12 protein-coding genes and 1 riboswitch are annotated in these 13,109 nt (G+C 62.1%); of the genes, 5 read left to right on the top strand and 7 right to left on the bottom strand.

What is annotated here, in order from left to right:
- Positions 1 to 92: 92 nt before the first annotated feature.
- The 3 genes from cpdA to AC0Z4S_RS05420 all read right to left on the bottom strand — a co-directional run bounded on the left by cpdA (position 93) and on the right by AC0Z4S_RS05420 (position 2,066).
- Positions 93 to 908 (bottom strand): 3',5'-cyclic-AMP phosphodiesterase, encoded by an 816-nt coding sequence (cpdA, locus tag AC0Z4S_RS05430; RefSeq protein ID WP_485622332.1) that lies wholly within the window; start codon positions 906 to 908, stop codon positions 93 to 95.
- Between the two features lie 97 nt (positions 909 to 1,005).
- Entirely contained in the window at positions 1,006 to 1,458 is a 453-nt protein-coding gene (locus tag AC0Z4S_RS05425) for a DUF1249 domain-containing protein (protein WP_485622331.1), read from the bottom strand.
- Positions 1,449 to 2,066 (bottom strand): NUDIX domain-containing protein, encoded by a 618-nt coding sequence (locus tag AC0Z4S_RS05420; RefSeq protein ID WP_024011344.1) that lies wholly within the window; start codon positions 2,064 to 2,066, stop codon positions 1,449 to 1,451. The genes AC0Z4S_RS05425 and AC0Z4S_RS05420 overlap by 10 nt, the downstream gene beginning before the upstream one ends.
- A 227-nt stretch (positions 2,067 to 2,293) precedes the next feature.
- On the opposite strand from AC0Z4S_RS05420, the gene AC0Z4S_RS05415 reads away from it, so the two are divergent.
- Positions 2,294 to 3,040 (top strand): RsiV family protein, encoded by a 747-nt coding sequence (locus AC0Z4S_RS05415; RefSeq protein ID WP_016771974.1) that lies wholly within the window; start codon positions 2,294 to 2,296, stop codon positions 3,038 to 3,040.
- On the opposite strand, the gene cytX is transcribed toward AC0Z4S_RS05415, so the two are convergent.
- Positions 3,009 to 4,301 carry a putative hydroxymethylpyrimidine transporter CytX gene (gene cytX, locus AC0Z4S_RS05410; RefSeq protein ID WP_485622330.1) on the bottom strand — a complete coding sequence of 431 codons (1,293 nt, stop codon included), beginning with the start codon at positions 4,299 to 4,301 and terminating at the stop codon, positions 3,009 to 3,011. The two genes, AC0Z4S_RS05415 and cytX, sit on opposite strands and share 32 nt — an antisense overlap.
- Before the next feature lie 125 nt (positions 4,302 to 4,426).
- A complete protein-coding gene (gene thiC, locus AC0Z4S_RS05405) occupies positions 4,427 to 6,316 on the bottom strand; it encodes a phosphomethylpyrimidine synthase ThiC (RefSeq protein WP_485622329.1) in 1,890 nt (629 codons plus the stop codon).
- Between the two features lie 143 nt (positions 6,317 to 6,459).
- A riboswitch (TPP riboswitch) is annotated at positions 6,460 to 6,565 on the bottom strand.
- Positions 6,566 to 6,771: 206 nt separating this feature from the next.
- On the opposite strand from thiC, the gene AC0Z4S_RS05400 reads away from it, so the two are divergent.
- Positions 6,772 to 8,205: a TolC family outer membrane protein gene (locus tag AC0Z4S_RS05400; RefSeq protein WP_485622328.1), complete on the top strand. Its 1,434-nt coding sequence runs from the start codon at positions 6,772 to 6,774 to the stop codon at positions 8,203 to 8,205.
- Between the two features lie 90 nt (positions 8,206 to 8,295).
- Here the strand turns inward: AC0Z4S_RS05400 and waaA are convergent, their stop codons facing one another.
- Positions 8,296 to 9,570, bottom strand: a complete 1,275-nt coding sequence (gene waaA, locus AC0Z4S_RS05395; protein ID WP_485622327.1) for a lipid IV(A) 3-deoxy-D-manno-octulosonic acid transferase — start codon at positions 9,568 to 9,570, stop codon at positions 8,296 to 8,298.
- 11 nt (positions 9,571 to 9,581) lie between these two features.
- Entirely contained in the window at positions 9,582 to 10,478 is an 897-nt protein-coding gene (locus AC0Z4S_RS05390) for a LysR family transcriptional regulator (protein ID WP_485622326.1), read from the bottom strand.
- Positions 10,479 to 10,587: 109 nt separating this feature from the next.
- On the opposite strand from AC0Z4S_RS05390, the gene AC0Z4S_RS05385 reads away from it, so the two are divergent.
- The 3 genes from AC0Z4S_RS05385 to AC0Z4S_RS05375 all read left to right on the top strand — a co-directional run bounded on the left by AC0Z4S_RS05385 (position 10,588) and on the right by AC0Z4S_RS05375 (position 13,107).
- Complete coding sequence (locus AC0Z4S_RS05385; protein ID WP_253498446.1) at positions 10,588 to 10,920, top strand: DMT family transporter; 333 nt, start codon at positions 10,588 to 10,590, stop codon at positions 10,918 to 10,920.
- Between the two features lie 202 nt (positions 10,921 to 11,122).
- A complete protein-coding gene (locus AC0Z4S_RS05380) occupies positions 11,123 to 12,298 on the top strand; it encodes an NAD(P)/FAD-dependent oxidoreductase (RefSeq protein WP_485622325.1) in 1,176 nt (391 codons plus the stop codon).
- Entirely contained in the window at positions 12,295 to 13,107 is an 813-nt protein-coding gene (locus tag AC0Z4S_RS05375) for an aldo/keto reductase (RefSeq protein WP_485622324.1), read from the top strand. Before AC0Z4S_RS05380 ends, AC0Z4S_RS05375 begins: the two co-directional genes overlap by 4 nt.
- Positions 13,108 to 13,109: the final 2 nt, after the last annotated feature.

Raw genomic sequence — 13,109 nt, 5'->3', positions numbered from 1 at the left:
GTAGGAGCTGCCGAAGGCTGCGATCTTTTGATCTTGTCTTTTAAAGCGAAAATCAACAGATCGCAGCCTTCGGCAGCTCCTACACGGAGGTCTCAGTAACCGTTGGAGCGGTAATCGACGGTGAACTCGAAGTTGGTGACTCGTTCGACGCCGGTTTCCAGTTGGCCATCCGGCAACAACCGCAACCACCGATACCCCGGCGCCTGCTCGCCGACCTTGAAATCCGCACTCCCCGGCTCGAACTGGATGCACGTCGAAGGCGAGGCCATCAAGCGCACGCCATTGCGCTCGCAGTCGATTTGCTGATGCACGTGCCCCCACAGCACCGCGCGAACCTGCGGAAAGCGATCCAGCACTTCAAAGAACGCTTCCGGGTTGCGCAAGCCGATCGGTTCCATCCACGCACAGCCGATCGACACTGGATGATGGTGGAAGCACACCAGATGATGACGCTCCGGCGCTTCACTGAGCGCGCGGGCCAGCAACTGCAACTGGTCGTCCTGCAGATAGCCCGGTACCGAACCCGGCACCGCCGAATCCAGCATGGTCACCCGCCAATTGCCAATATCGACCACCGGTTCCAAGAGCGTGCTCTGCACCGCCGCCTCGGCCATCACCAGCGGCTCGTCGTGATTGCCGGGAATCCAGCGCGCCGGCGCATCGATCTGCGCGCTCAGTTGACGGAAGGCCTGATAGGACTCCAGCGTGCCGTCCTGGGAGATGTCACCGGTGGCCAGCACCAGATCGATCTGCGCCTGTTGCGCCAACACCAGGTCGATGACCCTTTGCAGGCTCTCGCGGGTCTTCATGCCCAGCAGCGTGCCGTCCGCCTCGGCGAACAGGTGGCTGTCGGACAACTGCACCAGCAGCGCCGGGTCGGCGCTGGTCAATGTCGATACGCTGGGCAAGGCGCTCTCCCGGGGCTAAGCACGCAATGGATGGGTGCGGCAATTATGCTGGGGGATGACACAAAGGGGAAACCGCCGAAGCGGACGCAGTTCACAACTAGCGAACGACTTCGTACTCGTGCCCCAACGCCAGGCAATGACTCAGCCATTCGCCCAGGAACACATTGAGCTGGGCCTTCTCATCAGGCTGGTGCATGGCGGCGTTCGGGTAAGGATAGATGCCCCGAAAGCGTCGTGCATGTTCGGCGCTGACCACTTCGGCCATGCGCGCGTCGTGATAGACCTGCACTTCCAGCTGCGGCACCGGCAACCAAGGCAGGCTGTGCTCCTGGCGCACCTGCAACGTCGTGGTGTACGGGCAGGTCTGCAGCACTTCGAGGGCGAGCACGCCGAGCATCTGCTCGCCCTGGGTCACGGCGATACGCCGCGCCTCGGGTTCGTTGCGCATGTCCGGCAGCAGTCGCATCAGGCGCGCGTAGTTGGCCTCGCAGGCGGCTTGCAGCCTCACGAGGTCAACCCGATAACGATCGCGCAGCTTGTTTACGACCATAGCCCCCTCACTTCGGCGCGGTTCAGCGCCAGCCACTGCAAGGCGATGATGCTCGCCGCGTTGGCAATCCGTCCGTCACGCACGGCCTGCAAGGCATCTTCGAATGCCCAGACCGTTACGCGAATGTCTTCAGCCTCTTCTTCCAGCCCGTGCAGACCGCCGACGCCGTCGGTGCTGCAACGCCCCAGATACAAATGCACGAATTCGTTGCTGCCACCCGGCGACGGGAAATACTTGGTCATCGGCCACAACGCCTTGATGTCCAGCCCAGCTTCCTCCTGCGCCTCGCGGTGAGCAACTTCTTCCGGTTGCTCATCCTTGTCGATCAGACCGGCGACCAGTTCGACCAGCCACGGGTTGTCGGCCTTGCCCATGGCGCCGACGCGAAACTGCTCGATCAGCACCACTTCATCGCGCTGCGGATCGTAAGGCAGCACGCAGACGGCATCATGGCGCACGAAGATTTCACGGTTGATCTCGCGGCTCATGCCACCGGCGAACAATTCATGGCGCAGGTGCACACGGTCGAGCTTGTAGAAGCCCTCGTAGCATTTTTCGCGCCGCACGATATCGACGGCGGTCGGAATGGCGTTGGCAAAGTCAGTCATAAGCATCCTCTTTACTGCACATCCATCACGAGGCTGCGTGCGGTTACCGGCAACCTCGACTTCGCGCCATCCTAACGCGCCCGCACCGTTTGATGCAGCCCCTTTACCGTCAGCGGGATGGACGGTGACGGTGAAACCCACTCTAATTAGCTTAGTGGCGAACTGACTGCCTCGTTGAGAGTCGAAGCGGTAACTTTTCGCCTTCCCCTGCTTTCGAAAGGACGCCCATGTCGCTTTTCAAAATCGCCTCTGTGGCCGCTATTGCCCTGACTCTGGGCGCCTGTGCCAGCCTGTTCCAGCCCAACTATCGCACGCCGCTGGAAACCACCCGCGACGCCTCGGAACAACTCAAACCCGGCTGTTCCAACCCCGATTGCCCGTTGGTGAACATCGACACCCTGCGCTTCCCGGATGAGCCGGCACTGGACGGCATCATCGAAAAGCGTCTGCTGCAAATGACCCGCACCGAGAAGAACGCACCCGTAGCGCCAACCCTGGCCGCCTACCGCGAGCAGTTCCTGGCCAGCGCCGGCCCGCGCAACAGCAGCTATCTGCAAGCGAAAGTACGCGAGCAGCATGACGGACTGGTGATCATCGAGCTGTCGAGTTACCTCGACACCGGCGGCGCCCACGGCACTCCGGGTCGCGGCTTCATCAACTATTCGCGCCAGCAGCACAAGGTGCTGAACCTGTCGGACATGTTGCTGCCGGGTCAGGAAGAGGCGTTCTGGAAAGCCGCGCAAGTGGCGCACAACAGCTGGCTGATCAGCACCAAACTCGATCAGGAGGCGGAATTCGTCGCGAACTGGCCGTTCGTGAAAACCCCGCACGTAGCACTGACCTACGGCGGCGTGATCCTCAAGTACGACGTGACCACCATCGCGCCTTACGCGCTGGGCCACGTCGAACTGAAGATCCCTTACCCGCGCCTGAACGGCATTCTCAAGCCTGAGCTGTTTCCCGGCCGTAACTGAAGGCCCGGCCCAGCACCAGTTGTAGCAACCCTGCCAGCACCAGCGCCGGCAGGGTTGCGCCGACATCCGGATACAGATTCGCCAGCAAGTGGTAGGTGCTGACCCCGCCCAGCCACGCCAGCAACGCCGGCCAGCGCAATGCGGCTAACGCGACCTGAGTACTGCGCTTGCGCAGGATGAAGTGATCCACCAACACCACGCCGAACAGCGGCGCAAACACCGAGCCGATCAGCAACAGGAAATTCTGATACTGCGCCAACGGCGCGAGCAGAGCGATCAGCGTGCAGATCACGCCGATGGCCAGGGCCAGATGCTCGACTTTCAGACGCAACAGAATCCCGCTCGATACCGCTGCCGAATGAATATCGGCGAAAGCGTTTTCCGACTCATCGAGCAGAATCAGCAACAGCGGAATGCCCAGACCGGCGCCAGCCAAGGCCAACAGCAGCGCGTTGACTTCACCGCTCGGCGCGAACGCCAGGGTGTAGGCGACGCCGAGGCTCATCAGCCAGAAGTTGCCGATGAAAAAACCCACCGCTGTGCCGCCGAAGACATTCTTCGCACGCTTGCCGAAACGCGAGTAATCGGCAATCAGCGGCAGCCACGACAGCGGCATGGCGATAGCAATGTCGAAGCCCACGGCGAACGGCATCGAACCGTCACCGGCGCGCGCCCACAGCGCCGCGAGGTCGGCTTTGGCGAACAGATTCCAGGTCAGCCACAGGCACGCCGCGAGCAGCAGCCAAATGCCCCATTTGCGCAGAATCTGCCGCACGAACGTCAACGGCCCGCTCACCGCGAGCAAGGTCGCCAGCGCCCCGAAGAACAGCGTCCACAGGATCGGATTGGCCCACAGCGAGCCTTCGCTGAAGGCACGGGTGCCAAGCAGGCTGGCAGCATCGCGCATGACGATGATTTCGAACGAGCCCCAGCCGATCAGTTGCAGCAGATTGAGCAGCGCCGGCAGGCTCGCGCCTTTGCTGCCGAGGCTGAGCTTCAGCGCCGCCATCGAAGACAGACCGGTATCACTGCCGATCACGCCAACAGCGGCGAGCAGCAGCACGCCGACCAGCGTGCCAAGGAAAATCGCCAGCAGCGAGCCGGACAGACCCAGACCCGGCGCGAGCAATGCGCCGGTCTGCAAAACCATCAGGCCGATGCCGAGGGAGAACCACAGGGAAAACAGATCGCGCCCGCCGAAAACACGCTTTGCAGCGGGGACGGCGAGATCGGGGGAATAGGTGCCGGGTTGAATGCTCAAGGGTGTTATCTCAGAGGGACAATTGTTGTTGTGTCGACCGCATTCGCGAGCAGGCTCGCTCCCACAGAGGAACGCGTTCCAAAGTGGGAGCGAGCCTGCTCGCGAAGGGGCCTTCTCAGGCCAGTTCAGATTTTTTTGTACAGCTGACTGCCTTCCTTCTTGAACCGCTCGGCCTGCTCCGCGAGGCCTTTTGCGACGTCCACGTCGACCGCATCGATGCGCTGGTTGGCCGCGTATTCGCGGACTTCCTGGGTGATCTTCATCGAGCAGAATTTCGGCCCGCACATCGAGCAGAAATGCGCGACCTTGGCCGAGTCCTTCGGCAGGGTTTCGTCGTGATAGGAACGCGCGGTGTCCGGATCCAGGCCGAGGTTGAACTGGTCTTCCCAGCGGAATTCGAAACGCGCCTTGCTCAGTGCGTTGTCGCGAATCTGCGCGCCCGGATGTCCCTTGGCCAGGTCCGCTGCGTGCGCGGCGATCTTGTAAGTGATGATCCCGGTTTTCACGTCATCCTTGTTCGGCAGACCGAGGTGCTCCTTCGGTGTCACGTAGCAGAGCATCGCGCAACCGAACCAGCCGATCATTGCCGCACCGATACCCGATGTGATGTGGTCGTAACCCGGGGCAATGTCAGTGGTCAGCGGGCCGAGGGTGTAGAACGGTGCCTCGTCGCAGCACTCGAGCTGCTTGTCCATGTTCTCTTTGATCAATTGCATCGGCACATGGCCCGGGCCTTCGATCATGGTTTGCACATCGTGCTTCCAGGCGATCTTGGTCAGCTCGCCGAGGGTTTCCAGCTCACCGAATTGCGCGGCGTCGTTGGCGTCGGCAATCGAGCCCGGACGCAGGCCGTCGCCGAGCGAGAAGCTGACGTCGTAGGCCTTCATGATTTCGCAGATTTCTTCGAAATGGGTATAGGCGAAGTTCTCCTTGTGATGCGCCAGGCACCACTTGGCCATGATCGAGCCGCCACGGGAGACGATGCCGGTTACGCGTTTGGCGGTCAGCGGCACGTAACGCAGCAGCACACCGGCATGGATGGTGAAGTAGTCGACGCCCTGCTCGGCCTGTTCGATGAGCGTGTCGCGGAACAACTCCCAGGTCAGGTCTTCGGCAACGCCGCCGACTTTTTCCAGCGCTTGATAGATCGGCACGGTACCGATCGGCACCGGCGAGTTGCGGATGATCCACTCGCGGGTTTCGTGAATGTGCTTGCCGGTGGACAAGTCCATGATGTTGTCCGCGCCCCAGCGAATGCCCCAGGTCAGTTTCGCCACTTCTTCTTCGATCGAAGAACCCAGGGCGCTGTTGCCAATGTTGCCGTTGATCTTCACGAGGAAGTTACGGCCGATGATCATCGGTTCCAGCTCGGTGTGGTTGATGTTGGCCGGGATGATTGCGCGGCCACGGGCGATCTCGTCACGGACGAATTCGGGGGTGATGATTTTCGGCACGCTGGCGCCGAAGCTGTGGCCGGGGTGTTGCTGATCGAGTAGGCCGGCGGCGCGAGCCACTTCCAGCTTCATGTTTTCGCGGATGGCGACGAACTCCATCTCGGGCGTGATGATGCCCTGACGCGCGTAATGCATTTGCGTGACGTTGTGCCCGGCCTTGGCGCGGCGCGGATTGTTGACGTGGGCGAAGCGCAGTTTGGTCAGCTCCGGATCGGCCAGGCGTTCGCGGCCGAAGTTGGAGCTCAGACCGGCGAGGCGCTCGGTGTCGCCGCGATCATCGATCCATGCCGAACGCACATCGGCCAGGCCTTTGCGCACATCGATGATGACATTCGGATCGGTGTACGGGCCGGAAGTGTCGTAGACAGTGACGGGCGCATTGATCTCGCCGCCGAAGTCGGTCGGGGTTACATCGAGGCTGATTTCGCGCATCGGCACGCGGATGTCCGGGCGCGAGCCCTGAACGTAGATTTTTTGCGAACGGGTGAACGGCTTGACCGATTGCTCGTCGACCTTGGCCGAGTCACTCAGGTTGATCGCGTTTTTTTCTTTTGTTGTCATCACGGGCTCTCCAGACAGCATCCAGCAGTGGATTGTCGGAGCAGAACCTGAAAGGCACGGACGCACCAGGACCGGTGCTGTGCATTCGTCGAGCGTTCGATTGTCGAACAATATCCCGGACGAAGCACAAGAGGACTCGCCGGGTGACGAGAAATCTTGTTCCCTACGCAGGCGCTAACCTGATCAGGTTCAACGGGATCCGAAATTATTCGATCTCAGCCTCATAGCAAGGCACCCCGACAAGAACCCGGCCAGTCTAGACACAACCGCCGAGGAACGCCAACACCGCAGCGAACGCCATGATGAATGGCGTAAATACACAGACTTGCCCGATTGTTGCCGGAGCAATGCGCAACTACACTCGCTTGGCCTGGCTCAGCCTTGACGCTGTGCGGGCTGCGCCTTACCTTTGGCGCCCGGATTACTTCCATAATATTCATGCTAGGGATCGCCTCATGCTGCGCAAACTTTCACTGGCTGTTGCCGTGTCCTGTGCGTCCAACACAATGGCCTGGGCAGCGGAAGCACCCTTGTCGACCAAAACCGATCTGGTCAGCGTCTACCAGGAAGCGGTCGACAACAACGCCGACCTTGCGGCAGCCCGCGCCCAGTACGGTGCGCAGAAAGAAGTGGTGCCGCAGGCCCGCGCCGGTCTGTTGCCGAACCTGTCCGGTGGCGCCGAAGTCGCCGACGTGCGCACCTCGATCGACCAGCCCTCGGCCATTGCCAACCGCAGCGCGCACTCCTATCAGGCGACGCTGGCGCAGCCATTGTTCCGCGCCGATCGCTGGTTCCAGTACCAGGCCGCCAAGGACGTCAACGAACAGGCCGCGCTGCAGCTCTCGGCCACTGAACAGAACCTGATCCTGCAATCGGCCGAAAGCTACTTCAATGTGTTGCGCAGCCAGGACAATCTGGCCTCGACCAAGGCTGAAGAAGCGGCGTTCAAACGTCAGCTCGACCAGTCCAACGAGCGCTTCGATGTCGGCCTCTCGGACAAGACTGATGTGCTGCAATCGCAAGCCAGTTACGACACCGCACGGGCCAACCGCATCGTTGCCCAGCGTCAGGTCGATGATGCCTTCGAGGCGTTGATCACCCTGACCAACCGTCAGTACAACTCGATTCAGGGCATCGTCCATACGCTGCCGATCCTGCCGCCAGCGCCCAACGATGCGAAATCCTGGGTCGATACGGCGGCGCGGCAGAACCTCAATCTGCTCGCCAGCAACTACGCGGTCAGCTCCGCCGAGCAGACGCTCAAGCAGCGCAAGGCCGGCCACTTGCCGACCCTCGACGCCGTGGCGAAATACGAGAAAGGCGACAATGACGCTCTCGGCTTCGCCAACCCGAACTCGTTTGGCGCGCCCTACGGCGGCAACGTCGAACAGAGCACGCTGGGCCTGCAACTGAACATCCCGATCTACAGCGGCGGCCTGACCAGTTCGCAAGTTCGCCAGTCGTACGCACAACTGGATCAGAGCGAACAGCAGCGCGAATCGCTGCGCCGGCAGGTAGTGGAAAACACCCGCAATCTGCACCGCGCGGTGAACACCGACGTCGAGCAGGTGCAGGCGCGTCGCCAGTCGATCATCTCTAACCAGAGCGCCGTGGAAGCCACTGAAATCGGTTATCAGGTCGGTACGCGCAACATCGTCGACGTCCTCGACGCGCAGCGCCAGCTGTACACCTCGGTGCGCAACTACAACAACACGCGCTACGACTACATTCTCGACAACCTGCGCCTGAAGCAGGCGGCGGGCACGCTGAACCCGGGTGATCTGGAAGATCTGCGGCGCTATCTGAAGGCCGACTACAACCCGGACAAGGACTTCCTGCCGCCGGATCTGGCCAAGGCTGCCGAGGCGCAGCTCAGGGCGCGGCCTTAAGCCACAAAAGCAAAGATCGCAGCCTTCGGCAGCTCCTACAGTTGGAATGCATTTCCTTGTAGGAGGTGCCGAAGGCTGCGATCTTTTCGCTTACTTGATCAATCTGCCCAAGCCATCCAGCAAACGCTGCAACGCGCCCTGATTACGGCGCATCACCGCCAGTCCGGCCTCGGCCATGCGCTGCGCGTCACGCGGCAATTCGAACAAGCGCTGCACCTCCACCGCCAGGCCCTCGGCATCATCCACCTCGGCCAGCGCCCCGGCTTCGCGCAGTTGCGCAGCGATGTCGAGGAAGTTGAACAGGTGCGGGCCGCTGAGTACCGGTTTCGCCAGCGCGGCGGGTTCGAGCAGGTTGTGCCCGCCGTTCGGGACCAGACTGCCGCCGACAAAGGCACTGTCGGCCAGGGCATAGAGAAACAGCAACTCGCCCATGGTGTCGCCAAGCAGCACAGAAGTCTGTGGATCGACATCGGCCCCGGTCGAACGGCGCACCGTGGCGAAGCCTTCGCGCTGGCACAGTTCGAACACCGAGTTGAAACGTTCCGGGTGGCGTGGGACCAGAATCAACAATGCATCCGGGTGACAGGCCAACAGGCGACGATGGGCATTCAATACCACTTCGTCTTCGCCTTCGTGGGTGCTGGCGGCGATCCACACCGGACGATCCTGAGCCTGCCATTGGCTACGCAATTCGGCCGCACGTTGCAGCAATTGCGGATCGATGGTCAGGTCGAACTTGATCGAGCCGGTGACTTCCACTGTTTTCGGACGTGCGCCGAGATCACGGAAGCGCTGGGCTTCGGCTTCGGTCTGTATGGCGAACAAACTTATTTCCGCCAGCATCGGCGCAGTGAGTTTGCGCAAGCGCCCATAACCACGTGCCGAACGCTCGGACAAGCGTCCATTGGCCAGCGCGACCGGTATCCCGCGCTTGGCACATTGATGAATATGGTTGGGCCACAGCTCGGTTTCCATGATCACTGCAAGCCTGGGCTGCACGCGCTCAAGAAAGCGTGCCGCTGCGCAGGGCAAGTCGTACGGCAAATAACAGTGCTGGATGCGCGGCTCGTTGGCGAACAGTGCCTGAATCCGCTCCGAACCGGTCGGGGTCATGCAGGTCACGGTGATCGGCAGCGTCGGATAGCGTTCCAGCAGAGCGCGAATCATCGGCGCGGCAGCAATGCTTTCGCCCACCGACACCGCATGCACCCAGATGCCGCCGGGCTGCAAGGTCGGCATGCCGTAAGTGAAGCGCTCGCCGATGCGCTTGGCATACGCTGGCGCCTTGCGCGCGCGCAGCCACAGCCGAATCGCCACCAATGGCAGCCCCAGATAAAACAGCGCGGTGTAGAGAGTTCTATTCATGGCGGCGGAGTTTATCGGCTTTTGTCGCCGATCGCCCGCAAGTGCACGGCAAAACGTTCCGCCAGCCAGCGCGCGGCCGGGCCGAGCGGCTCGTCGCGGCGCCAGACCAGTTCCACCACCAGCGCCGGCGGCGTCCATTCGCTGTCGAGCTCGACCATCAGGCCCTGATACGCCGAGTACTGCACAACGTGGCGCGGCAACCACGCCCAACCGAGATCGCGCACCAGCCATTCGGACATCACGTAAAAGCTGTCGGCGCGCCACACCTGTGGGCTGGCCGGCTCGTTGCCGGGATAGACGCTGGTCTGCGTCGACATCAGCAGTTGCCGATGTTGCGCCAGTTGCTGACAGGTCACGTAAGGCTGCTGCGCCAGCGGATGCTTGACGCCGCAGACCGTGACCATTTCAACGCTGCCGAGCACGCGGCGCTCAAGGGCCTCGGGGATTTCATCGTGATAGAAGAGCAGGCCGAGATCGGCGCGACGCTCGACCAGTTTGCGCGCGACTTCGCCCTGGGCAGCGCTGGTCAGTTGCACTTCCAGGCTGGGAAACTGCTCGGCCAGTTCGCCGAAACTTTCCACCAGCGCCTGATAGGGCATCGCCTCGTCCTGGGCCACGCGCAGTTGCGCTTCCTGGCCGCGCAGCATGGCCATGGCGCGGCCGTTGAGGCGCTCGCACTGGCGCAACACTTCGCGGGCCTCTTCCAGCAATGCCGCGCCCGCCTCGGTGAGACTCGGCTGCCGACCGCTGCTGCGCTCGAACAGGCTCACGCCCAAATCCTCTTCGAGCATTGCGATAGCGCTGCTGATCGCTGACTGCGCTTTGCGCTGCCGCCGCGCCACGGCGGAAAACGAACGTTGCTCGGCAACGTCGACAAATATGCGCAACTGCTCAAGATTCCACTGCATGCCGGCTTCCAACCCATCTTCAGGACAGATAGGTAATGACTTTACCCCATCTGAGCATTCCCTAGAATGTCGCCTCAGCAAGCAACGATTTATCTGAGGGATTGAAATCATGAACGCCTACGTCTATCTGGCCATCGCCATCTGCGCCGAAGTGATCGCCACCGTTTCGATGAAAGCGGTCAAAGGCTTCAGCACGCCACTGCCGTTGATTCTGGTCATTGTCGGTTACGCGATTGCGTTCTGGATGCTGACGCTGGTGGTACGCACCGTACCGGTGGGCGTTGCCTACGCTGTCTGGGCGGGGATGGGCATTGTCATGGTCAGCGTCGCGGCGCTGTTTATCTACGGGCAAAAGCTCGATGTACCGGCAATGCTGGGGATGGCGTTGATCGTGCTGGGGGTCGTTGTGATTCAGCTGTTCTCCAAGACCGCCGGGCATTAACCGCCAGACACAATCCCCTGTGGGAGCGAGCCTGCTCGCGAATGCGGTATATCAGTCCACGAATACGTCGACTGGCATTCCCTCATCGCGAGCAGGCTCGCTCCCACATTTGGATATGCATTCAGCCAGTTGATCATCGACAAATCCGCCCTTTTCCCGAGTCTGTATACTGCGCCCTCGTCTTGAACACTGAGGTCGCTGCATGCCATCCGTTATTTCCACCGACGTTATGATTGTCGGCGCTGGTGTCGCCGGCCTCTGGCTGAATGCGCGCCTGCGCCGCCAGGGTTTTTCGACCGTACTGGTGGAAAGCGCCAGCCTCGGTGGCGGGCAGAGCGTGAAGTCCCAGGGCATCATCCATGGCGGTGCAAAATACGCGCTGCACGGTGCGCTGACCGGCGCCTCGGAAGCCATCGCAGATATGCCGCGCCGCTGGCGCGAGGCGCTGGCCGGCAATGGCGAGCTGGACTTGTCCGGCGTGCGCCTGCTGTCCGAAGCGCATTACCTGTGGTCGCCGGGCACCCTCGCCGGCAACCTCACCAGTTTCTTCGCCAGCAAAGCCGTGCGTGGCCGGGTCGATCAGGTCAAGGGCGACGAACTGCCACCGGCCCTGCAAGACAAGCGTTTCAAGGGCAAGGTCTACCGTCTCGCCGAACTGGTGGTCGACGTACCGAGCCTGATCCAGCGTCTGGCCGAGCTGGCCGGTGACGGTCTGCTCGCCGGTCAGGTCATCGAGCCGCTGCTGGAAGCGGGCGTGCTGGTCGGCCTGAAAGTCGACGGCCGCGAGATCCGCGCCCAGCGCATCGTCCTCAGCGCCGGCGCCGGTACCGCCGAATTGCTCGAAGCCCTGGGCCTGAGCCGGCCGGCCATGCAACGCCGGCCGCTGCACATGATCCTCGCCAAAGGCCCCGGGCTGAAACCGCTGTACGCGCACTGCCTGGGCGGCGGCACCAAGCCGCGCATCACTGTGACCACGCACCCGGCGGCTGACGGCCAGTGGGTCTGGTACATGGGCGGCGACATTGCCGAAAGCGAAGGCGTGGCCCGCGAGCCGGCCGAGCAGATCGCCACCGCGCAACAGGAAATCGCCCAATTGCTGCCGTGGATCGACCTCAGCACCACCCAATGGGCAACTCTGCGCGTCGACCGCGCCGAGCCGCTGCAGACCGGCCTGACCCGCCCGGACAACGCGTTCCTCGCCGAGGAAGGTCGTCTGCTCGTCGGTTGGCCGACCAAACTGGCACTGGCGCCGGACTTCGCCGATCGCGTCATCGCGTCCTTGCAACACGACGGCATCCAGCCGCAAGCGACCGAGCCGTTGCCGCCGTTGCCAAAACCGCCGCTCGGCGTGCCCGCCTGGGAGCAACTGCTGCCATGACCATCGCCACTCTGCACCAACTCCATCGCCCGCTGGGCAGCACCGGCCTGACGGTTTCGCCGCTGGGTCTGGGCACGGTCAAACTCGGCCGCGACCAAGGCGTGAAATACCCCAACGGTTTCCAGATTCCCGGTGATGACGAAGCGCGCATGCTGCTGCGTCAGGCGCGGGATCTGGGCATCAACTTGATCGATACCGCGCCGGCCTACGGGCGCAGCGAAGAACGTCTCGGCCCGCTCCTGCGCGGCCAGCGTCAGGACTGGGTGATCGTCAGCAAGGTCGGCGAAGAGTTTGCCGACGGTGTGTCGCGCCATGACTTCAGCGCCGCGCACACGCGGATGTCGGTCGAGCGCAGCCTGCAACGTCTGGAAACGGATTTTATCGATCTGATTCTGGTGCACTCCGATGGCAAAGACATGGCCATCCTCGAGCACGAAGAGGTGTACGCCACCCTCGCGGCGCTGAAGGCCGAGGGCAAGATTCGCAGCTTCGGGTTTTCCGGCAAAACCGTCGAAGGCGGCTTGAGAGCGCTGGAGCAGGGCGACTGCGCGATGGTCACCTACAATCTGAACGAACAAAACGAAAAGGCAGTCATTGACTACGCTGCTGCCCAGGGCAAAGCCATTCTGGTAAAAAAAGCCCTGGCCAGCGGGCATGTCTGTCTGAGCCCCGGAGTTGATCCGGTGCGCGCCAGCTTCGAGTTGCTGTTCACTCAGCCCGGCGTCGCCAGTGCTATTGTCGGCACGATCAATCCGCTGCACCTCGCCCATAACGCCGCGACCGTTGCCCAGGTCCTGCGTGGTCACTGACG

This window comes from Pseudomonas sp. 1L-B-1-E-C1 (assembly GCF_057291835.1).
Note: the sequence above shows the minus strand (reverse complement) of the source record. Positions and strands in the feature narration are given on the sequence as shown.

Coding starts and splice junctions, on each gene's coding strand:
- AC0Z4S_RS05425 (WP_485622331.1), bottom strand. CDS start 1,458: ATGGTCGTAAACAAGCTGCGCGATCGTTATCGGGTTGACCTCGTGAGG.
- AC0Z4S_RS05420 (WP_024011344.1), bottom strand. CDS start 2,066: ATGACTGACTTTGCCAACGCCATTCCGACCGCCGTCGATATCGTGCGG.
- AC0Z4S_RS05415 (WP_016771974.1), top strand. CDS start 2,294: ATGTCGCTTTTCAAAATCGCCTCTGTGGCCGCTATTGCCCTGACTCTG.
- thiC (WP_485622329.1), bottom strand. CDS start 6,316: ATGACAACAAAAGAAAAAAACGCGATCAACCTGAGTGACTCGGCCAAG.
- AC0Z4S_RS05400 (WP_485622328.1), top strand. CDS start 6,772: ATGCTGCGCAAACTTTCACTGGCTGTTGCCGTGTCCTGTGCGTCCAAC.
- waaA (WP_485622327.1), bottom strand. CDS start 9,570: ATGAATAGAACTCTCTACACCGCGCTGTTTTATCTGGGGCTGCCATTG.
- AC0Z4S_RS05390 (WP_485622326.1), bottom strand. CDS start 10,478: ATGCAGTGGAATCTTGAGCAGTTGCGCATATTTGTCGACGTTGCCGAG.
- AC0Z4S_RS05385 (WP_253498446.1), top strand. CDS start 10,588: ATGAACGCCTACGTCTATCTGGCCATCGCCATCTGCGCCGAAGTGATC.
- AC0Z4S_RS05380 (WP_485622325.1), top strand. CDS start 11,123: ATGCCATCCGTTATTTCCACCGACGTTATGATTGTCGGCGCTGGTGTC.
- AC0Z4S_RS05375 (WP_485622324.1), top strand. CDS start 12,295: ATGACCATCGCCACTCTGCACCAACTCCATCGCCCGCTGGGCAGCACC.